This window comes from Coprococcus sp. AF38-1, assembly GCF_003603945.1.
GTDB classification, from domain to species: Bacteria; Bacillota; Clostridia; order Lachnospirales; family Lachnospiraceae; genus Coprococcus; species Coprococcus aceti.
Genome location: NZ_QVGO01000002.1, coordinates 105656 through 130287 on the forward strand (window position 1 = coordinate 105656; position 24632 = coordinate 130287).

The 24632-nt window shown below is 39.6% G+C and carries 27 protein-coding genes; 3 read left to right on the forward strand and 24 right to left on the reverse strand.

Translation table 11 applies throughout. From position 1 onward, the window contains the following. Positions 1-6 precede the first annotated feature (6 nt). The 12 genes from DW025_RS03105 to DW025_RS03160 form a co-directional block, all read right to left on the reverse strand. A complete protein-coding gene (locus tag DW025_RS03105; protein ID WP_119998669.1) occupies positions 7-1002 on the reverse strand; it encodes a hypothetical protein in 996 nt (331 codons plus the stop codon). A gap of 560 nt (positions 1003-1562) precedes the next feature. Further along, positions 1563-2747 (reverse strand): hypothetical protein, encoded by a 1185-nt coding sequence (locus DW025_RS15050; protein ID WP_243104879.1) that lies wholly within the window; start codon positions 2745-2747, stop codon positions 1563-1565. A gap of 2 nt (positions 2748-2749) precedes the next feature. After that, a complete protein-coding gene (locus DW025_RS03115) occupies positions 2750-3445 on the reverse strand; it encodes an ATP-binding cassette domain-containing protein (RefSeq protein ID WP_040466134.1) in 696 nt (231 codons plus the stop codon). After that, on the reverse strand, positions 3442-4287 hold the full coding sequence (locus DW025_RS03120) for a MerR family transcriptional regulator (protein ID WP_118136259.1): 846 nt from the start codon (positions 4285-4287) through the stop codon (positions 3442-3444). Before DW025_RS03120 ends, DW025_RS03115 begins: the two co-directional genes overlap by 4 nt. Positions 4288-4380: 93 nt before the next feature. Beyond that, positions 4381-4755: a TnpV protein gene (locus tag DW025_RS03125; protein WP_015540720.1), complete on the reverse strand. Its 375-nt coding sequence runs from the start codon at positions 4753-4755 to the stop codon at positions 4381-4383. Between the two features lie 17 nt (positions 4756-4772). Further along, positions 4773-6203, reverse strand: a complete 1431-nt coding sequence (locus DW025_RS03130) for a MobA/MobL family protein (protein ID WP_015540719.1) — start codon at positions 6201-6203, stop codon at positions 4773-4775. A 297-nt stretch (positions 6204-6500) separates the two neighbouring features. Then, entirely contained in the window at positions 6501-6728 is a 228-nt protein-coding gene (locus DW025_RS03135; protein ID WP_118050101.1) for a DUF5348 domain-containing protein, read from the reverse strand. A gap of 83 nt (positions 6729-6811) precedes the next feature. After that, positions 6812-7045: a hypothetical protein gene (locus tag DW025_RS03140; RefSeq protein WP_015540717.1), complete on the reverse strand. Its 234-nt coding sequence runs from the start codon at positions 7043-7045 to the stop codon at positions 6812-6814. A 95-nt stretch (positions 7046-7140) separates the two neighbouring features. Beyond that, positions 7141-8283, reverse strand: a complete 1143-nt coding sequence (locus DW025_RS03145; protein WP_117845757.1) for a helicase RepA family protein — start codon at positions 8281-8283, stop codon at positions 7141-7143. Then, the gene (locus tag DW025_RS03150; RefSeq protein WP_015540715.1) at positions 8273-8608 is read right to left on the reverse strand and encodes a plasmid mobilization protein; all 336 of its coding nucleotides are present in this window, start codon (positions 8606-8608) and stop codon (positions 8273-8275) included. Before DW025_RS03150 ends, DW025_RS03145 begins: the two co-directional genes overlap by 11 nt. Continuing rightward, positions 8598-9689: a site-specific integrase gene (locus tag DW025_RS03155; protein WP_119998671.1), complete on the reverse strand. Its 1092-nt coding sequence runs from the start codon at positions 9687-9689 to the stop codon at positions 8598-8600. Before DW025_RS03155 ends, DW025_RS03150 begins: the two co-directional genes overlap by 11 nt. Before the next feature lie 17 nt (positions 9690-9706). Continuing rightward, positions 9707-9928, reverse strand: coding sequence for a LysR family transcriptional regulator (locus tag DW025_RS03160; RefSeq protein WP_119998673.1), 222 nt, complete (start codon positions 9926-9928; stop codon positions 9707-9709). Between the two features lie 334 nt (positions 9929-10262). Between DW025_RS03160 and DW025_RS03165 the strand changes: the two genes are divergently transcribed. Continuing rightward, positions 10263-10790 (forward strand): helix-turn-helix domain-containing protein, encoded by a 528-nt coding sequence (locus DW025_RS03165; protein WP_117567367.1) that lies wholly within the window; start codon positions 10263-10265, stop codon positions 10788-10790. A gap of 18 nt (positions 10791-10808) precedes the next feature. Continuing rightward, on the forward strand, positions 10809-11000 hold the full coding sequence (locus DW025_RS03170; protein ID WP_117567369.1) for a hypothetical protein: 192 nt from the start codon (positions 10809-10811) through the stop codon (positions 10998-11000). Between the two features lie 530 nt (positions 11001-11530). Here DW025_RS03170 and DW025_RS03175 read toward each other — a convergent pair. The 8 genes from DW025_RS03175 to DW025_RS03210 all read right to left on the reverse strand — a co-directional run bounded on the left by DW025_RS03175 (position 11531) and on the right by DW025_RS03210 (position 19231). Then, positions 11531-14209 carry a DUF4116 domain-containing protein gene (locus DW025_RS03175; protein WP_055168137.1) on the reverse strand — a complete coding sequence of 893 codons (2679 nt, stop codon included), beginning with the start codon at positions 14207-14209 and terminating at the stop codon, positions 11531-11533. A gap of 181 nt (positions 14210-14390) precedes the next feature. After that, positions 14391-15683: a plasmid recombination protein gene (locus tag DW025_RS03180; protein WP_119998675.1), complete on the reverse strand. Its 1293-nt coding sequence runs from the start codon at positions 15681-15683 to the stop codon at positions 14391-14393. A gap of 129 nt (positions 15684-15812) precedes the next feature. Continuing rightward, positions 15813-16088, reverse strand: a complete 276-nt coding sequence (locus DW025_RS03185; protein WP_021869279.1) for a hypothetical protein — start codon at positions 16086-16088, stop codon at positions 15813-15815. 74 nt (positions 16089-16162) lie between these two features. Further along, positions 16163-16396, reverse strand: a complete 234-nt coding sequence (locus DW025_RS03190) for a hypothetical protein (RefSeq protein ID WP_055168133.1) — start codon at positions 16394-16396, stop codon at positions 16163-16165. A 100-nt stretch (positions 16397-16496) separates the two neighbouring features. After that, entirely contained in the window at positions 16497-17627 is a 1131-nt protein-coding gene (locus DW025_RS03195; RefSeq protein WP_055168131.1) for an AAA family ATPase, read from the reverse strand. Next, complete coding sequence (locus DW025_RS03200; RefSeq protein WP_021869175.1) at positions 17624-17947, reverse strand: plasmid mobilization protein; 324 nt, start codon at positions 17945-17947, stop codon at positions 17624-17626. Before DW025_RS03200 ends, DW025_RS03195 begins: the two co-directional genes overlap by 4 nt. Continuing rightward, positions 17931-19031: a site-specific integrase gene (locus DW025_RS03205; protein ID WP_021869174.1), complete on the reverse strand. Its 1101-nt coding sequence runs from the start codon at positions 19029-19031 to the stop codon at positions 17931-17933. The genes DW025_RS03200 and DW025_RS03205 overlap by 17 nt, the downstream gene beginning before the upstream one ends. Positions 19032-19051: 20 nt before the next feature. After that, positions 19052-19231 carry a DNA-binding protein gene (locus DW025_RS03210; RefSeq protein WP_021869173.1) on the reverse strand — a complete coding sequence of 60 codons (180 nt, stop codon included), beginning with the start codon at positions 19229-19231 and terminating at the stop codon, positions 19052-19054. Positions 19232-19448: 217 nt separating this feature from the next. Here DW025_RS03210 and DW025_RS03215 point away from each other — a divergent pair, with 217 nt between their 5' ends. Continuing rightward, positions 19449-20009, forward strand: a complete 561-nt coding sequence (locus DW025_RS03215) for a helix-turn-helix domain-containing protein (RefSeq protein WP_021869172.1) — start codon at positions 19449-19451, stop codon at positions 20007-20009. Between the two features lie 408 nt (positions 20010-20417). On the opposite strand, the gene DW025_RS03220 is transcribed toward DW025_RS03215, so the two are convergent. From DW025_RS03220 to DW025_RS03235, 4 genes are all read right to left on the reverse strand, one after another. Continuing rightward, entirely contained in the window at positions 20418-20915 is a 498-nt protein-coding gene (locus DW025_RS03220) for a nucleotidyltransferase domain-containing protein (RefSeq protein WP_009247521.1), read from the reverse strand. Positions 20916-20999: 84 nt separating this feature from the next. After that, on the reverse strand, positions 21000-22544 hold the full coding sequence (locus DW025_RS03225) for an ATP-binding cassette domain-containing protein (protein WP_009247522.1): 1545 nt from the start codon (positions 22542-22544) through the stop codon (positions 21000-21002). A gap of 453 nt (positions 22545-22997) precedes the next feature. Continuing rightward, entirely contained in the window at positions 22998-23375 is a 378-nt protein-coding gene (locus DW025_RS03230) for a TnpV protein (RefSeq protein ID WP_009247523.1), read from the reverse strand. Positions 23376-23401: 26 nt separating this feature from the next. Further along, positions 23402-24541: a plasmid recombination protein gene (locus DW025_RS03235; RefSeq protein ID WP_019190307.1), complete on the reverse strand. Its 1140-nt coding sequence runs from the start codon at positions 24539-24541 to the stop codon at positions 23402-23404. Between the last annotated feature and the right edge of the window lie 91 nt (positions 24542-24632).

The window sequence follows — 24632 nt, forward strand, 5'->3', positions numbered from 1 at the left end:
AACTGACTAGTTATTTATTTCCAGAGTGTCTGAATATTCTCCATCAAATCCTAAATCAAGGCTATTTTTCCCCGCACTCTGTGTAAATCCAGCATAATTTTTACCTACATCAAAACCTGCAAAAGAACACAATACATCATATTGCTTGTTCCACGGTGCAGTGTCTTCATCCTCCAAATACAAATCTTTAGAAAAAAGTTTCTCACCATTACAGAATATATCTATAGTACCACATACCAATTCATCATCTGAAGAAGTCATCGTTTCTGCGTACATGGTTACGGTCGCTGTATATTTAGATCCTGTATACTCTCCTGAAAAATCACCATACGAGGTAGAAGTTTCCTCTGTAGCGACCTCATTTTCTGTTGTGGAATCAGTTTCAACAGAATTAGGTTCCGAAGTATCTATCCTTTGCAATACCCACACTGCGCTGCTCACTTGAACTTCTATTGAGTTGACAGAGTTTGCATCGACAACAGCATAAACCCTTCCCTTTGCCTTACGACCGCTATCCAATGAAGTTGTCTGCAATCCATCAGACTCTAAATACGATAAGTCAACTGAATAATCATCGGCGTAAACAGCAAACAAAGCCGTTGATATATTTACCGGATTTTCTCCTACATTGTTAAATTCCGTATCAAACCAGATTATATTTTGCACATAATTATCACTCCATACGCTTCCCCAATTCAATATAGTTAATTCAATCTCTCCTTCCTTTTCACCTTGATCTACAGTAAATGTTGTTGTCTCCCCGACTTTTAGTTCATTAGAATCATCACTTTCTTTTGGCTGATCGACTGTCTGATTGTCTGAGCTACTATCATTTTCATCGCTACTCTTTTTCCCTGAACCATTTCCATCAGTAAAAGCATTATTTTCTATTGCCCACTCCCTATCCTTTTTCATATCATCGACTGCATTATCAACAAAATCACATCCACAAAGACTCATAATAAAACTCGCACTTATAAAAATCATTATTATTTTTTTCATACTCAAATCTCTCTTTCTTCATCTTTATCGTATCATCATTAACACATCTATTTTTTAATCCAATATGTCCCCTCCTCCACCATAATAGTGTTTTAATTAGCAACCATTATAATATCAATAGCGTTAGTAGTCAATCTCTAAAGATATATATCTCTTCGCTTGCACCTGATCTTATAAATTAAAAGAACCACATAGGCAATATTCACCTATGTGGTTCTCTCTAAAATTATTCTCTTTTCTGAAAAGTATTACTTTTTTATTACTTGCTCTGTAACCAAGTTTTCAAAAACTTAGTAAAATCAAAGCCTGCAAGTTCTTAAAAACAACAATCTGTCTATTCAAACTCGACAATCACTAATCAATTTTGTTTAGAGATTATTTGTTGCCGTGTTCGCTTTTCTTTTAATTATTTGATTTATCCATATTATCCTGCCTATACAGGCTAATGTTATCATTTTGTTATCGGCATTGATAACACACGCCCTGTAACTGTGGATAATAGCAATATGTTCCGACTCAAATTATAAGCGGTTTTGCTTAGAAAATCAATAATCTTATTGTTAAAAAAACATCTGCCATACTCTCATAGATAACAATGACAAAATATAAAACGGAAGTATATATAGTAACCTTTGCAGTCGGTTCTTTGCTGTATATATTATAATACTCTGAATCGGTATCCATATCCAAAGGATAATACTAAATAATTCAATTTTATACGCTATCCAATAACAGAGCATTGGAAGTAACAACAAGAACATTCCAATAACTGACTTACATTGTAATTTTTCTTTTAAAGAATATCTGAGCGGAAATCCTTTTCTAACTAAACGTAATTCATTTTGCACATTATAGCTGACAACATTCTGTCCTAATATCAATATAGAAAACAATAATACATACTCAATATATTTTCCGTCTATCTGCGATAATAACATTGTGATTAAAACAATCGCAAAATACTGATACATAATCTGTTTCTTTCTTCTGACAATACTAACCACCTCATAAACCATCAAAAAACGATAGCGGCTGCCATAATATTTCTTCATCAGTCCTTTCATTTCTTTCTGATTATTTTGGAAGAACACTTCATCCTGCGTTTGCAAAACTGTATCATATTCTCTATTCAAAAATCCATATAACATCTGATTATATTGTTGAAAGAACGGGATAATTGCTTGATAGCTAAAATAAGGATATAAAATAAAATATAATCCGTAAATGATCAATAATATACTGGTAACAAATACACTTCCATAAAAAAAACAAATCATTACTACTGCCAACATACATATATTCATAATATCCCGATATTTATATTGTGTTGATAAAACCGTATGCATATTGACGATTGGGTTACAAAGCATAGCCACAATAAACTGTCTTAAGACCATTCCCTCCATTGGAAAAGCCCAAAATAAAATCAACGCAACACACAGCGTCAGTACCATGCTTTTTCCTATCTTCTTCACTCTCCAAATATATGTTTTTTCTATTTTCCAAATATAAGTTTCAGGAGAAATACGCATTCTTGGTATTGTTCCAAACAAATTCATAAACAAGAAACAGAGAATACCATATGGTATAAAAACAGGAATATCCATTCCATAGTTTTTCTGAATCATAGATTGCAATATAAGAATACATGGCACAATAGCAATCAGTATAAAATAAGCACCTATATTTCGTTTGACCATTCTAACTGCAAATTTGAATTTCTGTTTCAAAAGCAACTGATACATACCTACTCCCCTTCAGATAAAATTTTTGCGATTTCCTCCCTGTCAACTTCCTCCATATTGATTTCTCTAATTTGTCCGTTATGTAACAAAAGACACTTGTCACAAACATTTTGTAAACACTCTATATCGTGGCTTGAAATAATGTAAATTCCTTTTTCTTTCTTGTGAAACTCCACTATTACATTTTCTAAAAGTTTCATTTGGACAGGATCAAGCCCTGAAAATGGTTCATCAAAAATAGTAATTTTTTCTTCTTGTATCATTGCACAAGCATTATTTAACCGTTGCATTGTACCTTTTGAAAGTTCTAACGGAGAATAGTTCTCATATTTTTTTAATCCCAACCCATCTAAAATCCTCTCGATTTTATCAAATGCCTCTTGTTTTTTTATCTTTCTGCTTGAAGCAATCAAAAGAAGATTTTCATATATCGTCAACTCATTAAAAAAACTTGGTTGATCCATTGCATAGGCAACCGGCATATCAAGATAATCAACCTTATTCATCTTTTTTCTGTCGATAGAGATTACTCCTGTATAATTTTTTTCATAATTCGAAAGTATATTTAAAAGAGTAGTCTTTCCAGCTCCATTTCTTCCAACAAGTCCATAAATACAAGCATTTTCAAATGTATAGTTTAAGTCCGAAAAAACAACCGTTTCACCATATTTTTTACTTAAATTTGAAATCTGAATCATAAAATTTCTTTTCCTCTCAAATCCATTTTCGTCAGCCCAACGACTAATAATCCAATAAAAACTACTGTGTCCACAAATAACAGTACAACAATATTTTTTACCACTCCGAAAGTAAAAAGTATGGAGAAAATTTCTACCGACAACACAATAAAACACATATAATTTGTCAAATACTCTGTTATAATATCACCATAATAATTGTTCATCTGTAATTTGGCATAAATAAAAGGTTTTAATAAATAACGGATTATGATACAGCTAACGGGACAAATAAAAATCCAGTTTTTATTTACCAAAGATGTTGCCACACCTTTACTCCATTGTACCGGAATCTCTACCGGCAACTTAGAATAAGACAACGCCCCAATAATCAAGCATAATACGGTAATCGTTATCCAAGTAAGCATACTTCCCCATATATACAAAAAGCTGACTGAATCCAATTTGAAAACAGTTTGATTATCTTTCCAATAATCCTGCAACTCTGTTACATATTGTTCTACCTGTAATTTTTCATAACTAATACTTTCTTCATCCAGCATTTTTTCGCACATGAGTTTCGCCTTATTCAAATCAGTAATCTGACTTTTTAATACTTCATTCTGCTTCTCAAGCGTTTCCTGCAAAGTTACTTTCCCAGATATAATACTTCGTATATCCTCAATAGAAATTCCCAATGTACGCAGATATGCTATCTTCTTTATATTTTCCACATCATTTTCAGAATAATCTCTATAACCATTACTTTCATTTCTTGAAGGCTCAACGAGTTTTTCCTTTTCATAAAAACGGACATTAGAACGGGATAAACCTGTTCGTTCTTCTACATCTTTTATTGTCATGTTATGCACTCCTTTCAAGCAACTCTATTTTATCTTAAGAATAAGCTATAAACAAGGTTTACAGTCAAGCATTTATCCAAAATCTCTTTTCTTTTAGTTATAAATCAATTCGGCGTTCACAACCTCTCTTGCACACGCCTGTATATTGTTCATTCTCGATACCCATTCCATCTGATTTTCTGCCTTTAACTGTTCTGTAATGCCCTGCTCCTGTTTCATCTGCTCTATAATCCTTTCAAAGCGTTCTTGTGCCTGTTCTTCTATATCTGCAAGATAACTATTCAGCCTGCCACTTGTAAGTAAATTCAAATATACACTTCTACGATATTCTTTCAGATAGCGTAAATGTCTTTGTCCCCATACGCCGATAAATCTCTGTTCTTCCTCCGTCAAGGTAAGACAGGGGATAAAATAATCCCCGTGTCTGATATAAGTGCCGCCCATTTCTTCAAAAATTGTTTTCTTCATAATCATTTCCACCTTTCTTATCGTTCTCTATCCATAGATTTCTTTTTAACTGACCGTTTCGGCTGCTGTCTGCTTTCCTGCTGATAGCGGTGCAATTTTTCCCGTATACTTGCCTTTTTCGGCGGTTCTGATGACGGCTCTTTCTTCTGCTCTGTCTGATTTTCCCATGCTCGCAGCTCCTCATTATATTCCCTGACCAGTTTTTCCGATTTCTGATACGTCTTTGCAAAGGACTGAACATCTGGATATCCTGCCTGTGTTACCATCTGTTCCATATCTGTATGAATACGTTTTTCCTGTTTCTCTGCCTGTTCAATTTTGCCCTCTAAGGATTTCCGTACTTTTCCTTTGAAAAATCCTGTTGTCTCGGAAAGCTGTTTCTTCAACAAGGAAAGCTCCTGTTGCGTGGACTTCATCGCCTGTGACTGCTTCTGAAGTTTCTCCATCAGCTTCCGCATATCATTCCATTCCTGTAAATCAATCTTCGGTACTGGCTTTGGCGGCAGCTTAAATTTGAAAATCATTTCCTGTAAGAAGTCTTTCGCACCACGGATAATCTGCTGAAACATATCCGGCAGCCAACCATGTGTCCTTATTGATTGCAGCGTTTTGTCAGTGATTTTTTCCCGCTTGACCGTTAAAATATCTTCTTCGGGAACGCCCTCGACTAATGCCACATCAACCGTCCGATTCCATTCCTGCCTTGCCGCATTATCTGCCCGTATTTCTGCTTCTTTCGGATTATTCTTCCCGATTTTCTTCGTTGCCAGATACACACCGCCCTGCTGAAATACAGACAGCTTTTCGGATTCTTCTTTCACATGACTGTTGATGATTTCCGTAAACATTTCCTTCACTTCTCTGGTAAAAGCATCGTTCTTAAACCATTCATCTTTCTTCGTAAAAATATGGCTCTCATAAACTTCCCCTTTGGGAATAATGCTGCATCCTACCCGAAGATTTCCCTGCTCATCTAAAATCTCTTTCTTCGTGCGTCTGTGCTTTCCCTGCTCATCATAAAACATATTTCTGATAGCAATTTTCACTTCGGGATGTTCCAGCATTTTCCGTTCGCTGAATACAAGATGGATATGGTAATTGGTCATTCTTTTGTTATGGTGAAGTGCCGCACTACATTCTACACCATACCTTTTATGAAAGCTGTCCGTGAAAAGCCTTACTACATCATCTGCCTTGTACTCAACAAAACTTTCTGGAAGTGCAATGATAAACTCTCGTCCTTCAATACATTTCCCTGCTGTTCCGCTTGCCTTAAAATCCAACTGATTCTCTCTGGCAAGATTTTTCCAGAACTCTGATGTTGCTCCTTCCGTCTGATAGGTAGCATAGAGATGTTCCTGTCTTTTCGGATTGGAAATATAGTCAATTCTTCCTGCCACATCAGACAGCTTGTTTTGTCTGATAAATGAATGTCTGCCTATAAGCATTCTCCTTTCCGGCTCTCGCCTGCTTTGCTGTGAGTAGGTGCATAGGCACCTGTTTACGAACTATCCGCCTGTCGGCGGTTGCCCCCTGCAAGGGCGAAATACACAGAGCATAAACGAAGTTTGTGCGATGGGTGTATTTCGCTCTCAAACGCCGAGGGCTTTATAAGGTGCTATCTTCCTCTGTCATGTTCCGGCTTGGACTTTTTATTTTGGGCGTATCCGCCCTTTTTATTTGCCCGTATCCGGGCTTATTTTTTATCCCTGACACCAAACCGATTCTTTACTTTTCTGTCTGATTTATTCCGGTATCCTTGCCCGTACATACTCCAGATCACCGCAATAGGGCGTTCCCACCAGATACCATTCCCTCGCCAGATTCATTTCCATCCTGGTCTTTACCCACTGATCATCTACCAGAACTTCCATACACTCTCCGCAGTGAAATCCCGTATCAATCCATAAGTCCATTGACAGCAATCCATATCTTCCCTTTTCACAGTTATAACCTAATCTTCCTTCTCTCATTGCATGATTCTCTTTTCCAGATTTCTCCTTGTCTATGCTTAACAGGGGCGTGCCACGCTCCTGTTCTTATCACCAAGGAAGAATTACCATCGGAAACTCTCCGGCACTCCACGTCTGTCCAGATACTCTTTTCTCGCCCGTTCCCGTTCTTCCTCTGTCGGAGCAGTTTTAAATTTTCCATACAGGTCACGCATGACCATTCTGTCCAGTTTTTTCTCCAATCCCTGCTTGATTTCTTTCTCACAGCTCCCATCTTCAACCAAGTGAAAGCGGAGCAACTGCATAAATAATTCCTGTGATATTTGCACATTTCCCATCTTATCCATCCTTTCCGTGACGGTATGTGACAGTCGTGACGGTTATTTTGATACCGCCCCGCTGTCAAAAATACCGTCACAACCGTCACGTACTGTCACGCATTCTCTGTATTGTCTTTCCAGAGCCTTAGTTTCCGTCCCTCATGGACACGCTCACTCCGAAAGAGAATCCCATGCTCTGCATACAACCTTCCTGCAAGAACATTCAGCTTTCTTGTAATAACATGAGGTTGAATGTCCACATTTATCAGTGCAACAAGTGCCGTTGGAGAACCCTCCCAATAAGGATTGTCTTTCATAACAAGCTCCGCAATCTCATCCAGTAACGGCTCTGGCGGTTCTTTCCATAATTCCGTTTCTGCCTTTTGCAAATCCCACAACAATGTTTCTGTATTGCGGATAAGATACAGCTTCTGGTCTTGCTGATCTCTGCCCGATACTTCCAGTGTTGCGGCATTGCCTGTCCGTTTTTCTTTCTGAAGAAGAAACGCTCCGTCTGCCGCCCCAAGCAGTCCGCTTGTCCCGGAAATCATGTCAAACTTATCATCCGCATTCTGCTTTCTCGTGTGGTGTACGAGCAGTAAGCAAAGTCCGTGAGCATCCGCAAAACTTTTCAGTCTTGCCATAATCTGATAATCATTTGCATAACTGTAATTATCGCCGCCAACCTCACGCACTTTCTGAAGCGTATCAATGATAATCAGCTTCGTGTCCTTATGCTCTGCCACAAATCTTGCAAGCTGTTCATCCAGTCCATTTCCAAGCTGGCTGGCAGAAACAGAGAAGTAAAGATTATCGGTACTTTCTGTCCCGAACATCCGGTACAGACGCTCCTGCAAGCGGCGGTAATCGTCCTCAAGTGCCAGATACAGCACCGTTCCTTTTCGGGTGGTATAATTCCAAAGCGGTGTACCTGTGCTGACATGGTAGGCAAGCTGTGCCATCAGAAAGCTCTTCCCCAGTTTGGGCGAACCTGCAAAGATATAAGTGCCGGGGTAGAGCAGACCGTCAATCAACGGCTGCTTACTCCGATACTGTGTGTCAAACAGTTCATTCATGGAGATTGTCTGGAGATAGGACGGGTCTGATCGCAACTGCATTTCTCTCTGCAATTCCTCAAAACTCTTGATATTTCCACCATTCTCGGATATACTACTTGTAGTGTTTTTACGAATTGGCTGCTCCGTATCTGCGCCAACAGATACATCCGGGGCAGTCTTTTCTTTTTTATTTTCCATCCTCGTCCTCTCCTTTCAGACCGCCCATAATAACAGCGATCAGTTCAATGACATTCAGCAGTTCTTCATCCACACCGTTTCCTGCTTCAATCCGCTTTAATTCTGTGAGCACAGTGGCAAGTTCCGTTTTAAGTGCCTTGAATATTCTGGGATTGCCCTGTACCACTACATCCTGATTCAGACAGCGGCGGTAACAGTATTCCTGCTTTGGCAGTCCCGATAAGGCAACTGCCTTGTTAATGAGTTCATTTTCTTCGGGCGATACCCGAAACCCTACTGTGATGTTTCTCCAACGGTTTTTGTTATCTCTGTTCTTAGCTGACATTTTCAATCTCTCCTTTCCCTAAATCCTCTAATCTATCTGCCATTTCCGTTTGCTTTGACGGGAACAGATGAGCGTACTGGTAAGTGATGTCAATGCTTTCATGCCCTACACGGTCTGCAATCGCCACCGCTGAAAATCCCATATCAATCAACAGGCTGATGTGGCTGTGCCGTAAATCATGGATACGGATTCGTTTTACGCCTGCGGCTTTCGCACCTCTGTCCATCTCGTGATGAAGATAACTTTTTGTGACTGTAAAGATTCGGTCTTTCTTCTTCAATCCGTAAAGCATCTGCAAATATTCCTGCATTTCTTCACATAGGAACTTCGGCATTTTGATGATGCGGTTACTTTTCTTTGTTTTCGGTGTGGTAATCACATCTTCGCCGTGTAATCGCTGATAGGACTTATTGATTCTGACCGTTTCTTTCTCAAAATCGAAATCAGCGGCGGTCAGTGCCAGCAGTTCTCCTTCACGGATGCCGCACCAGTAGAGCATTTCAAAAGCGTAAAAGGAAACAGGCTTGTCCATCATCTCAAATGAGAATTTCTTGTATTCTTCTTTCGTCCAGAACAGCATTTCCTTGTGTTCCTCACTTCCCATATTTCCCGCTTTAGCGGCTGGATTGGAACGCAGCTCATAATACCGCACCGCATGATTGAAGATAGCGGACAACTGATTGTGCAGCGTTTTCAGATAGGTCTGTGAGTATGGCTTTTTCTTTTCGTCCCGATAGGCAAGCATCTCATTCTGCCATGCGATAACCTCTTTTGTAGAAATCTCGCTGATTTTCAACTTGCCGAAATAAGGTAAAATCTTTGTGCGGATGATATGCTCCTTTGTCAGCCATGTATTCTCCTTCAGACGGCTTTTCATATCCCGGATATACAGTTCGGTAAAAGCTTCAAAACTCATATCCATATCAGAGGAGTTCTGCAACTGAAACATTCGCTCCCATTCCTGTGCTTCTTTCTTGGTAGAAAATCCACGCTTGCATTTCTGCTTACGCTCGCCTTTCCAGTTGACATATCTCGCCATCACATACCATGTTCCATTGCTCTCGTTTTTGAATACCGGCATTATTCATCCTCCTTTCCTTATTCCTGTCCTGCCTTGTAGGACATAGTGGTATCCCCTTGGGGATTTCCTGCTCCGTAGAGCCTTTCATAGAAATACTGGCGGTTTACCCGTCCTGAAATAGTAATAAAGCCTTTTTCTTTCAGTTCCTCATTCAACTGACGGATTAGCTTGTAAGCATACGGCTTTGATACGCTTAGTTCCTGTGCCACTTCTTCGGCACAAATAAATCTGTTTTTCATATAATCAGTCCTTTCTTTCGTTTTTGATTGCCGTTCTATCCGAATGAAGTTCCAGCAGGTATTCCCTGTTCGGCACTGTGCTGTCCCGATATACCGTAATAGATCAGGCGCTCGCTTGCCGTCTGGCAAGGTCTTGGCGGTTTATACTGTTCGGACGGTCATTTTGTTTTTATTAAACTTATTTGCTTAATTCAAACTTATTATACTAAGCATATTTGTTTGTGTCAAGTGGCTTTTTGGAAAACATTAAACTTTTTTGTTTTGTATTGTCTTGACTTCTCCTAAACATATCTGCTATACTCATTGTAAAATACATACAAGGAGTGGACACGTTATGGCGATTGGAGAGAGAATACATTTTTTCCGCATTCTGCGTGGGATGACACAAAAATATCTTGGTACGATTGTCGGCTTTCCTGAGCGAAGTGCCGATGTACGTTTAGCACAATACGAAACAGGAACAAGAAAACCGAAGGCGGAACTTACTGCTGCACTGGCACAGGCTCTGGATGTTTCCCCTCATGCCCTCGATGTGCCTGACATTGACAGCTATATCGGACTGATGCACACTTTATTTACCCTTGAAGATTTGTACGGTCTGACTGTCAGTGAATCAGACGGAGAAATCTGTCTGAAAGTTGATACTTCCAAAGGTAAAGACGCTCACGAACTCCGGAAAATGTTGTATGCCTGGAAAGAGCAGGCTGACAAGCTATCTTCTGAAGAGATCAGTAAAGACAAATACGATGAGTGGCGTTACCACTACCCGGAGTTTGATACCACGCAAACATGGGCGAAAGTCCCATCGCAGGAACTTAGCGACGCTTTGGTCGAAGCATTTAAAGATAAACTCACTGATTAGTGTAAGGAGGATACAACATTGATTACCAATCACGATGAAGAAATAATTAGTGAAATTGCTGATTTCAACACACTGACTTTAGTAACTGCTGCATACACCCTATATGAAAAACTCTCCACAAAGAAACCTATATCAAAGCGAGAGTTTTACAAAGAGTTTGGCGATAACTTTCAGAGTTTTAAAAAAATATTTTCCGAAGATATCGACTAAAAATAAGCACGACAAAAAGCCCTTAGCCATGAGTTTTTACCCACAGCTAAGGGCTTCGTTTATAATATGGATTATTGGTTGCACAACCACCTGTCAATCATTCTCTAACCCTAAAACCACTGGATTACAAGAATAATGACGCTCATGCAACTGTTATCAATTTGTTATCAAAAGACTTTTAAAAATGCTGCAAACCCGCATAAACGCTGGGTTTACTAAGCATTTTTGCTTATTCAAACTCGGCGTGTCCCTCGTTGTTATTAACTGTATTTGTTTAATTTTTATGCAAATACACACCGATTTTTACTTCGATTACATCATTTATTCTGGCTTGCTGATTTTCTGTTGCCAAAATGTTGCCACGCCTTTATTATAGCAAATCTTCGCAGATTGACAATACATTTTTGAAATGTTACGCAATAGAAGCCCGTTTTCGAGGATATAGGTATAAAGTATCACACCCTCTCCCACAGCGTTTGAAATTCCTTACAAAACAAGCATTTCAGAATGTCTAAAACGTAACATTACCATTAAATACTCTTTTCATCAATCATTAGTCTGTCATCTACAATTTCGTCAATTTTGTTCGATTGTTTAATCCTATTTACAAAATCGTAATTGAGTAATTCTTCATTCCAAAGACGTACAATATTTTTCTCCGCACAATACTGTAAACTTTTTATAATTCGAGAAATTTTATATAGATAACCTCCCTCATCATACATGGAATCTTCATTTTCCCATTCTTCCATCTGCCCCGAATACTGAATAGTCGGTAAATTATGCACAGATTCTTTTTCAAGCCTCAAATAATTATTAGCCATTAACTTGCAACTATCATGTGCTTGCAGTAAAGCCTTAAAATCTTTGTATACAATTCTTGATTTTACATCATAAGCAAAATATGGTGTCACTTTCCCATCTATCGGATTAACAAACAAATGACAATATGAAAATCCTTCTAATTCATTAGGTCTTTCTACATCAACAATGCAACCATGTATCTTTCCAGAACCGCCAAGATGTTTGATAAATTCGGAAATTCTCTGTTGACCTCCCACGTACCTGTATAGTAGTTGATTTACATTTTCCACATATTTTTTGAGGTTATCATAATAATAAGCTAAATCCTCTATCCTATTTCGTCCTAATCTCCCCAACTTTCCACCATTCATAAGATATAGTGATTTTCCTCTTGAACGTTTGGAGTATTCACAGTATATCAAAAATAAATATATACTATTTCTTTTTAGCATATAAATTGTTCCATCTTCCCTTTTAAATGACATGGAAACCAATTTCCCTCTGTTAAAATCAATATACTGCTCCCGTGTTATTTCATGTATTCCGTCTTGATAATAAGCAAATATATCATAATTATTATCACAATAGAAATATTTTAACCCAATATTCTTTGTTCTATATCCAATTTGGTTATCAGCATATATAGTTCTTCTATCGCTCACTTCATAAAAGTTTTGGTGATTGTGCCCATTCAAATATATCCAATACGGATTATGTGGTTCAGTATTCCAGTCTCCTTTTTTGACGTGTGTAAGGACAATAACTCTGCTTTTGTCTAAGCTTTTTAATATTTTGGTGTATATCGTATTAAAACGAATTGCCTCTTGTATATCTTTCCTCAAAGCTGCTTCTCTTGATAATTCATCAAAACTTTTCCCATATCGAATATTTGAGGCATTGAATTTTTCATTTAAACCACTAAATCCTATTCCACCCAAAATAATGACCGAACAACATTGAGACTTGCTCCTTATTTCTTCTTCACTCATTTTCAATATTTCTACTTCACTGAATATCTCACATTTTTTCCTATCTTCTACACACATTAAATCATTTTGTAAAAATATTATACCTAAATCATCAAAAAATTTCCTATATATTTCTATATTATCTTCCATGTCAATACAAGGATCCCATAATTCGTGATTACCAGGCACAACCACTATCTGATTTGGATTCCACCACTGTATAAGTTCGTTATAAAAAATAGCGGCAAACTCAAAAATAGATGAAGTATCTCCTGCAATCAGCAAATAGCTATTATATGGCCTGGTTCCAATGGAAGAAACCATACTTCTTGCTAAATACTTTATATATGAGCGTATTTCTTCTTTTGTTGCCTTATCCTTAAATTTATTGCAAACTCGATGTGCTAAGTGAATGTCACTAATATAAAAAAACGGAATATGACTAATATCAAATCGCTCATGTTCATCATCATCTATAGGTTTGGGATAACAAAATTCATTAGGTATCATAATCTCATTACTTCCCATAAATTCATCTGAATCTGTTTCCAAAATCTTTTTAATAGATGAAAAATATGTCCCGTCATATAATCCTTGTAATTGCAATATTTCACTATTGATAGTAGCACCATCAATATTATATTGCTTTAAATCTATTCCTTTAAAATCAAAATTTCTTAATTCTGCATCAAAAAGATCTCCATCTAAAAAGCTATAAAACTTGTCAAAGTCTCCAAATTCCATCACAACACAATATGATTCTTCTATCATCTCATTTTCATCAAATATTGAGGCATGTTGTCCACATACAACCTTAATTTTTACACAAAATTTTCCTTCTTCGGAATTATAATACTTGTGTATAAAATGTAATTTTCCTTTCGTTTTTTGATAGTTCAGAATATCATCAGCAATTTTTATCTGCTCTGGCATATACTGTGCAACAGAAAAATCTTCTTCCATACAACTTATACAAAACGCCCTCACATCTGGGCGGTTAGGCATATACATTAACCATTTAGAATTATGCTCTACAACCTTTTTAATTAAATCAATTTCTGTGTTATTGTCAAACAATTCATATCTTTTTTCTCGTGATACATATGATAAAGTACTTACATCTTTTTTAATAGCATTTATACAAATTCTCAATGTCCTAAAATTCTCTGGTACATTATTCAAAAGTTCCGGGTCTGCCTCAACTGCCAATTCGCACATTTTCCTCGTAATAAATTGACTAGGAACATACCGAAATGCCTGTCCATCCTTTTTTACCGCTGCCAAGCACATTTTTGAATCCAAACATTTTCTGGACACAAATTGTAAAGCTAAAGGATTCTGTCTAATAGCCATTTTGCAAATATCTATCGTTTGTTCCTTTTTAGGAATCTTTTTTAGTAACATACCATCCTTTTTTAATTCCTTTGTAATATCCATTCTCCCTTAACCTTTCTTCAGCCTTTATATTTTAATTATAACTTCTTCGTTTGAAAGAGTAAATGGAAATAGCAAATCCCCACCAGCCAGTCAAGAGTAAATTAACGGCTACGCCACTCTTGACTAACTGGCGGGGATTCGCTTCATGCAGCTAAGAGGTCTTTAAGCAGCCCTCCGCCTGTCAGCGGGCTTCCCGATTATGTTTTCTCCTTGCAGCCCGTTTCTGCTCGGCTTCTATCTGTTCCTGCTGCTTTACCCGGTCAATCACAGCATTAACCTGTTCAGAGCCGACCACAGCTTTTATACGCCCAAAATCTTCCACCACTATCCTCAATTCCCGGTTTTCCTCCAAAACTTCTTCCAGCCTGTTTGTCAGTCGCTCGTTTCCGCTCCGTTCCCTGTTATACGCCGCTTGCAGCTTTGTAAACTTATTTGAAATATCCAGATATGCCGAATAAACGGAGCGCATAACTTGTACAATTTTCTTTACCAGCGGTTTTGCTTTCTTTTCCCGATACGACTTTGCAGATTCCATAACCGCCGCTTCTGGAAGCGTCTGCTCCGGATCTGCGGAAAAGTCTGCCGCCAGCTTTTCCATGTTCTTTACCATAGGAGCAAGTTCATTCATGCGCTTCTGATATTTGTCCGCCTGTTTCTGTGCTTTCTCTGCTTCCTGCCGGGACTCCTGCAAATCTTCCTGTAAGGAACGAATCTCATCATCAACCTGTAACAACTGTTCATGCAAATCTTCGTTGATTTCTTGAAAAGTAGCGTTTTCTTCCTGCAATTCCGCTTTTTTCGTTTCCAGTTCTGCAACTTCCTTTGCCCGCTCCTTTTTTTCAAAATCCAAGACAGATAAATGCTTTTCATGTGTGCCTTTCTTCTCCCACTCAATCCCATGTTCCAGCATGACAGCGGCAAGCTGTTCTTTCTCATAAGCCACCCACTGATTTAATTCCGTTTCCCGTCTTGCGCCGCCTTTAAATCCGAGAGCAGATAACGCCTGTTTCAAAGAAACTCTTGTATCAAGTCCCCGCTTGCTTCCTGTCGTATACGGTACAAAATCTATATGCAAGTGGGGCGTTGCTTCGTCCATATGAAGATAGGCACTGAACACCCTCAACGTAGGATTTCGTTGCTGAAAGTCCTGCATATATTTATCCAACACTTTTACCGCAAGCTGTCCGTTCTCCGTTTTCGCTCCCATGTTGTCCTTATCCCCGATTTGCAGGATAATCTCATGGAATGGTTTTTCCTGCTTGCCGGAACAGATTTTCCCATAATAATCATCAATCCGGCGGTCACTTCTAGTCTGCTTCTCATTGTACCGGGCGAGTGCTTCATCAAACAATTCGTGATATACGTCCTTAATATTTTCGTTGCAGTATTCCACGTTCCGACAGCTTCTTTCCGGGTCAGTATTCTTTGCATGAAATTTTCTGCTGTTATGGTTGACAGAGCCTTTTCCTGTCATAAAGCTGATTGTTCGCTTCAATCAATATCCTTTCTCCCTGTTCGGGTAATCAGCGCCGGATACGGCGCATAAGCTTTGTTACTTTCGCCGAAAGTAACGCAAAAGCACTTTTGACAGCCGTTCCGTCCATCAAAAGCTGCCTTTGCGCTCTGCCGAGGGCTTTTCCGTCCTACGGACGGGCGGCTGTTCCCGCCGCTTTGCTTCCGCCATAGCTTTTCGGATAGCCGAAAGTACGTTTTCTACTGTACATTCCTCCCACCCACACAGCCATACCAGCGTCCGCATTTCTGCCGCAGTCAGTTCCACATCTCCAAAGATTTCATTGAATGCGGCAATCCTACGGGCTTCATTTTCGTAAAAATATTTGTTCACGTTCCGGGTTCCCCATTCCGGCTGAATTATCATCAAATCACACCTTTCTCGTTATCTGCTATCCACAGGAGCGTGACACGCTCCTGTCTGTTATCATCAAAGGAAAACTACCAGCGGAAGCTATCCGGCACTCCACGTTTTTCCAGATATTCCTGTCTGGCATTTTCCCGTTCTTCCTGTGTGGGCGCAGTCTTATATTTCGCATATAATTCATGGCGCACCAGAGAATCCAATTTCTGCTCCAATCCCTGCCGGATTTCATTCAGACAATCATCATCTTCCATTAGATGATAGCGGAGCAGAGATACAAACAATTCATAAGGAATTTGCACGTTTTTCATCACTTAATCCTTTCTGCGTCGGTTTGCGTCGATAGCGTCAATATTTTCTATACCAGCCCACTGTAAAAAATACCGTCGCAACCGACGCATATCGTCGCTTTTACTCTCTCGGCTCAAGCCGTTTCAGAACAATCTTCCTTTCATGCCCTCGCTTATTGTCATAGAAAATTCCATAGTTATTAAGCAACTGACTATTGACTACATTCAATTTTCTGGAAAGCACGTTTGCCTGTATCTGCATATCCGGCAACTGGCTCACAAGTTCTGTTGCTGTCCCCTCCCATTCCGGCTTATCCTCTGTCAGAAAATTGTTGATTGCTTCCAGCAGAGGATTCGGCGGTTGTTTCCACAGTTCCGTCTCCGCCTTTTTAAATTTCCAGACGCAGCACTCCCGGTCAAACTCTATGGTCAGTTCCTGATCCGGCTGGTCACGCCCCACAATATCCAGCACCGCCTCATTGTCAGTACGCTTTTTCTTGTGCATGATAAACGCCCCGTCTGCCGCTCCAAGCAACCCATTTGTGCCGGAAATCATATCAAAGCTGTCCTCGGATTCCAGCTTGCGTGTGTGATGAACCACCAGCAGGCAGATACCGTATTTATCGCTGAACGATTTTAACTTTGTCACAATCTCGTAATCACTGGAATAGCTGTACCTGTCCCCGCCAACCTCACGCACTTTCTGGAGCGTGTCAATGATAATCAGCCTTGCGTCTGTATGCTCTTTCAGAAATTCCTCTAATTGCCTGTCTAATCCCTCATTCAAGGTCTTTGCCTGTGTCGCAAAGTACAGGTTATCCGCACATTCCACACCGAACATACCGGAGAGTCGGCGCTGAAGCCTTGCGTAATCATCTTCCAGTGCCAGATACAGCACCGTCCCCTTTCGGACGGGATAATCCCACAGTGGAAGCCCCATTGCCACATGGTAGGCAAGCTGCCCCATAAAGAACGATTTTCCAACTTTCGGCGCACCTACAAAGAGGTAAGTACCGCCGTAGAGAAACCCGTCCACAACCGGTGTTCTCGGTGGATATACGGTATCATACAGTTCCGTCATGGAAACGATTTGAAGCCCGCCGCTCCTGGATTTCTCCGGGTTTTGTGCGGCTTGCAGATTGATTTGTGCTGTTTCATTTGCTATAATTTCTTTGTGATTTTTTGTATTCGGCTGTTCCCTATCTGCGCCAACAGATAATACGGGAGCAGTCGTTTTTATTTTTTCTGTCATTCATCTTCTCCTTTCAGACCGTCTAATGTGATTCCGATTACCTGTAACGTATAGAGCAGTTCGTCATTGTCCGGGCTTAATGCTTCCAGCCGCTTCAATTCCTCGTAGATAGCCGCCATTTGATTTTTCAGAGCCTTATACACCCTCGGATTACCCTGTACCACCACGTCCCGGCACAGCAGCCGCCTTGTGATGTAGTCCTGCTTCGTCAATCCCGACAGTGCCACCAAATCGTTAAGCAGATTCGCTTCCTCGTTCGATACCCGGAACGCTACTGTATGATTGCGCCACCGCCCTTTGTAATCAAGTGTTCTTTCCATTTGTATCCTCCTTTGTCATTCGCTCCATTTCCAATTTTTCTGCCATTTCCGTCTGCACCGTAGGGAATAAATGAGCATAGCGGTAAGTGATTTTCTCCGCTTCATGCCCCATGCGCTCCCCAATCGCCAACACCGAAAATCCCATGTCGATTAACAGAGAAACCGCACTATGACGAATATCATGCACACGAATCTTTTTCACTCCTGCCTGCTTCGCCCCTCGCTCCATCTCATGGTTGAGATAGGATTTCGTGACCGTAAACAACCGCTCGTCTGGCTGAATGTCGTAAAGCATTTTGATATATTCCCGTATTTCCTCACAGAGAAATGGCGGCATTTTGATTGTACGGTTACTCTTTTTTGTTTTCGGACTTGTGATAATATCCCGCCCTTTAGATCGGTGAAACGTCTTGCTGATTGTGACTGTCTGCTTCTGAAAATCAAAATCAGCCGGAGTGAGTGCCAGCAGTTCGCCGGAGCGGATTCCGCACCAGTAAAGCATTTCAAAGGCATAATAGGAACGGGGCTTATCCATCATGGCTTCGGAGAATTTCAGATATTCCTCTTTCGTCCAGAAGTCCATTTCTTTCGGAACCTCATTTCCCATTGTGCCGGCCCGCCTTGCCGGATTGTAGGGCAGGTTATAGAAGTTCACAGCATGGTTGAAAATTGCTGTAAGCTGGGCGTGTATGGTTTTCAGATAATCCGCCGAATAAGGCTTCCCTTTCTCGTCCCGGTACGCCATGAGTTCATTCTGCCATGCGATAATGTCTTTTGCTTCAATCTCCGCTATCTTCCGATTTCCGAAATACGGTAAAATCTTTGTGCGGATTACATGGCTTTTGGATTCCCATGTGCTTTCCTTGACACGCTGTTTCTTGTCGGCTTCGTAAACCTCAAAGAAGCTGGCAAATGTCATATCCAGCTTTGCACCTTGTTTCAGCATGGCTTCATGTTCCCACGCCTGTGCTTCCCTCTTCGTAGCAAATCCTCGTTTCTGGGTCTGCTTCCGCTCCCCTTTCCAATTCGTGAAACGATAGATTACCCGCCACGTTCCTGTAGCATTGTCTTTGTATACAGCCATTCAAATCATCTCCTTTCCGCTTAATCGCTGTAACAAACCTTTTTATGAAAAAATGTAGCGTTCACACGACCAGCCACCGTCAGATAGCCCTGTTTCTGTAATTCTGCGTTTAGTTCCCGCACAATCTGGTAGGCTTTTGACTTTGACACCCGCAGTTCCGCTGCCACTTCCTCCACAGTCATAAATGATTTTTCTGCCATTCAGTTATCCTCTCCTTTCTTTATTTAACTGTTTTTGTTTAAGTTATATCCATGATACTAAATAAATTCCGTTAAGTCAAGTGGTTTGCAGAAAAATCTTAACTTTTTTTATTTAAGTTCCTCTTGCTATTCCTATTGCACAATGTTATACTAACTTCAACAGAAATGTTTAAGTCAAGAATGGTTGTATCACTATAACTACAACGGAGGTTTTATTATGGCAATCGGCAAACGAATCCGCTTTTTCCGTAATCGGAAAGGCATGACGCAAAAGCAGTTAGGCGAAATCCTCGGTTTTCTCGGAAAGACCTCTGATGTCCGTATGGCACAGTATGAATCAGAAGCCAGAACGCCGAAGCAAGACCTTGTAAAAGAAATGGCAAATATCTTTGATGTCAGCCCACGAGCAATCACAGTCCCGGAGATTGACAGCTATATCGGGCTTATGCACACACTTTTTGCGCTGGAAGATATGTATGGACTGAAAATCGGAGAGATTGACGGGGAAGTGTGTCTGCGGTTGGACAAGTCCGACTGTTCCACCTATTCCTCCATGTTCAAAATGTTCCACGCATGGCAGGAACAATCTGCCAAGCTGGAACGGGGCGAGATTAGCAGAGAAGAATACGACCAGTGGCGATACAAGTACCCAGAACTTGACACCTCTGGACATTGGGGGAGTGTTCCCTCGCAGGCGGTCAGTGATATGCTTGCCAAAGAATTTCAGGAAATCGAGAAAGAAGAAAAGAAAGCGTCTAAAAAGAAAAAGCAGAAATAAGCATAAAAAGACCTTGCCGATGTTCAGTTTCCATATCTGAAAATCAGCAAGGTTTTTCTCTTATTGAAGTATTCTGTTATTCAGTGAGTGATACCCAAAATGTTGCCAAATCGTTGCCAAGACTTAAACAAATTTGCTTGCAATCAGCATAAATAAAGGCTTTTTCAAGTTCATTTCATCACTCAAACTCTACAAAGACTAACGCTTTTTGTTTAGGAATTATTCTCTGTAATGTTTCTCGTTCTTTTGATTATTTGATATATCCATATTATCCTGCCTATACGAGCTAATGTTATCATTTTGTTATCGGCATTGATAACACCTACTCGATAACTGTGGATAATAACTATATGTAGCATGTCAAATTATAAGCTATTTTGCTTAGAGATTCAACACAAAACTGAAATTTTACTTTTCCTTATATTCATCTGGTATTGCTATTTGAAATGTTTCACACAACAGCATCACATCATGCACATCATTTTTATCGTGTTCATATCCCAAATGAAGCATTACCTGACTCAATGGTTCAATACAAGAAACAGTTATATCTCCAACTTTTCCAATACCGGAAAAAGTTTTTGATGGAAATATATCTCCCTCATAAACAATTCCGTCATCTGTAAATTCAAAACAATGTAAATCAATGATTCTTTGTTTATCATCTTTCCAGACAGTATGACCATCCGTTGTATAATCAGTATTTACTTCCTCAAATCCATGCTGCTTAATCACATAAATATAATCATGATAATGTTTCAGTTCAACAAACAAATCAATATCATTGTGTATTCTTGATTCTCTTTTAAGAAGTGCATCAACACCCCATCCGCCATCTAAATATACTTTAATTTCGTTTTGCAAAGCATATTTTATAATTTCACATGCATCTTCTGTACGTACCATAATCTATCCTCCAAATTCAAATCTTTGTATGCTTTCCAACTCACTAAAAGCCTGAAATTTGTCAGTCTTTCATCCTTTTTGTTATCAATCACCAATTAGCTGTAATCCATTAGGATTTAGCTGATATATTTTATCGCACACCTCTTCAATATACTTTCTATCGTGAGAAATGCTAATGACAGCCCCCGGAAATTCTCGGAGCATTTTTCTTATTACCGGACCGGACAATGGTGAAAAATTTCTTGTCGGTTCATCCAGAATAAGAACATTTGCACCACTTAAGCTCATCCTCAAGAGAAGCACTTTCGCCTTTTGTCCGCCTGATAACTCCCGAATCGGATGCTCCATTTCATCTGGTGTGTATTTAAGTGAACCAAGGTATGTTCTAATTCTTGTACGCTCTTCTTTATCTCCTGTTTTATCAAGGTAATCAACCGGTGTAACATCCAAATCCAGCAGGTCTTCATAAGTTTGAGGCATATATTCTGCTTTAATGTCATTCCGATTTAGGAGTTCTTCCGCTATCTTTTTTAGAAGAGTCGTTTTTCCTGCCCCGTTGGCTCCTATCATACAGATTTTTTCTGAACCTTTTATTTTTAAATGAATTCCTTCTGCTAAAATTCTTTTGCCATCCGGAGTCACAAGCTTTGAAAGTTCATATTCTATGACCGTTTTTCCTGCGGGAATGTGTGAGTTTTCATCCCCTAATTTGACAAAGATTGCTTCTTCCTGTTCCGGCATCTGAGTCATATTTTCATCTTCTTTTTCAAATCTTCGTTCCATTGCCTTAACCGTATGCATTTTGTCCTTTAAGTTTTTGGCAACAGACGGTGCTTGTCTGGTACAACTTCTTAATGCACCTTGTACACTCTGCATAACTCTTTGATATTTTTCATCGCGAATCTTTTTCTCCCTACGGTCACTCAGTGCCCGCTGTTTTTGGATTTCAAATTTATGAAGCCGTTCTTCCACATAGCGTCTATAGGGAAGCTTTGCCACGGTATATCTCGCCTTTGTTTTTCGTATAATCTGCTCGATATGTATCACCATGTTGGCAGTACGCTCTATCAGCGTTTCATCGTGTGAAATAAAAAGCACAATGTGCTTCCAGTCATTTATGATTTTTTCCAGTAATGTAAGCGTCGCAATGTCGATGTCATTGGAAGGTTCGTCCAACAACAGCACAGAAACATCGCGAATGAAAAGCCTCATAAGTTGTGTCTTGACTTTTTCGCCTCCTGAAAGACTACCCATTGTCTGGTTACTGTAGAAAAAATCATTTTTCATTCCAAATTTTCCCGCAATAACAGACAATTCTTTAGGCGTTTTCTCCCAGAATATTTCCTCTTCAGAAAAATATTCGTATATTGTTTTTTCCTTATCTTCATCGAGCATCTCCTGCGGAAGATAACCAAGACGTTCGTGTCCCATTATCCTTTCCCCATCTGCTTCTATATAGTTTTCTACAAGCGACGGATTGTATATCCACTTCATTAATGTCGATTTCCCATTTCCCTCTTCTCCAATAATAACTGCCTTATCTCCATCATTTAGCACAAGGTTGAAATCATTAAGAATTATTCTCAGGTCTTTTTTATGTGTTAAATTTAATTTTTTTATCTGCAACATTAAAGTTTCTCCTTTTCGAAGTCTGAGCCAATTATTATTTTGAACACACAAAAACGAGTCTTTTTTGCATACGCAAAAATAGACTCGCTAAATAGCCCCTTATTTCTTTTCCAAAAGGAAAACAAAGGAAATGCCTCTTGCGATAATCCAACTTAAGCGTACACAAAACAAACCTATTCTCTACAGGCTCAATAACTATATGTGTCTTACTTAAATCAAATTATCTATTAATCATTTCCTCACCTTACACAAAATGTGCCTTTCTTTCTTCTAATGGCAATACTATCATACTGTATTTTTTGTGTCAATACATTTCACCTTATGGAAGTGCAAATTAAAATTTTCACTTCCTAATTATACATCCAACCATTACGAAATTCAATCTTTCACAACCTCTTTACAACCACAACCACAGCACTCCAGCAAACGCAGGAGCACCATACCGTAAAACGCTTATGTGTAAATCAACTCCGTTCCTACAACTTCCCTCACACAAGCCTGAATATTATTCATTCTTCCAATCCATTCGTAGGGATTATCTTTCTTTAATTGTTCCGTCACATCTTGTCTGTCGGCATATTCCTTTACCAGTCGAAGAAACATATCCTCTGCTTGCTTATCGACTTCTGCAAGATAACTATGCAGCTTTCCGCTTGTCAGCAGGTTCATATATAACACTTTATAGTGTTCCTTTAAATGCCTTGCATGTCGTTTCCCCCATAAACCAATCGGCTCTATTTCTTCTTCGGCTGGTACTGTGATGTTCGGCAATAAATAATCACCCACCTGTCTATAAGTTCCGCCCATTTCTTCAAAAATTGTCTTTGTCATTTTCCTTTTCCTCCTGTGATTTTTGTCTATCGTGATCGTGTATTATCACGCTTGCGACCTTTAACTGTTCTTGCCTGCTCCAACAAATCATCTATCTGTTTGCGACCAAAAACCTTACGGAGCAGGCTGTAATCTTTATTTTCTGCTTTTAGGATTTTGTTTTCTTCGGTCAATCTTTCATTGACTTTCTCCAAACGCTGATTGGTGCGGTATAACTGTGCATTCGCTGTATTCAGCCTATGATAGTTGTCCCACCCCTCAAAGCAGCGGGCAAGCACCGTTTTGACAAGTTGCTTCAATTTCCTTACAACCGGCTCTGCCATTTTGGTTTTATATGCCTTTGCAGTCATAAATTTCTCTGGTTCTGGCAACTGATATTTCGGTGCAGTATCAAGCTCTATTTCAAGATTTGACAGCTCGTCTTTTGCCTTATCATAGTTCAATACTCGTTCCGACAACACATCAAATTCAATCTGTTTCTGCTCGATTTTCGCACCTAATGCCGCCACTTCTTTTTCTCTTTCCTGCTTTTTATAATCCAAAACAGAAAGATGTTTTTCGTGTGTGCCTAAATGTTCCCACTCAATCCCATAACGTTCCATCACCGCCGCAAGCTGTTCTTTTTCGGACTGTATCCATTGCGACCACTCCGTATCGCCACGACTGCCGCCCTTAAAACCTTGCGTTGCAAGAGCCTGCTTTAGTGACACTCTTGTATCAAGTCCACGCTTGCTGCCTGTGGTAAAAGGTACAAAATCTATGTGCAGATGTGGTGTAGCTTCATCCATATGCAGATGAGCCGAGAACACCCGAAGCTGTGGATTTCGCTCCTGAAAACCCTGATAGTATTCATCTAAAATCTGCTTTGCCAGTTCTCCGTTTTCCGTATCGGCGTTCATATTTCCCTTACCGCCCACCTGTAAAATGATTTCGTGGAACGGTTTTTCCTGCTTGGAACTTCGGATTTTTTCATAATAATCTTTTATCTTTCGGTCTGACCTTATCTGCTTGGCATTGTATCTTTCCAATGCTTCATCAAACAATTCGTGATAAACTGTCTTTATATTTTCATTGCAGTAGTCGATATTGAGATGAGTACGAGTTCCGTCTACATTTTCTGCTCGGAACTTTCGGCTATTGTGATTGACCGAGCCTTTACCGACCATTGCACTTATCGTTCTCTGCATTTTTTCATCTCCCATCTGTAAATTTCAACATTCTCAGGTTTTGTTACTTTTGTCAAAAGTAACGCAAAAG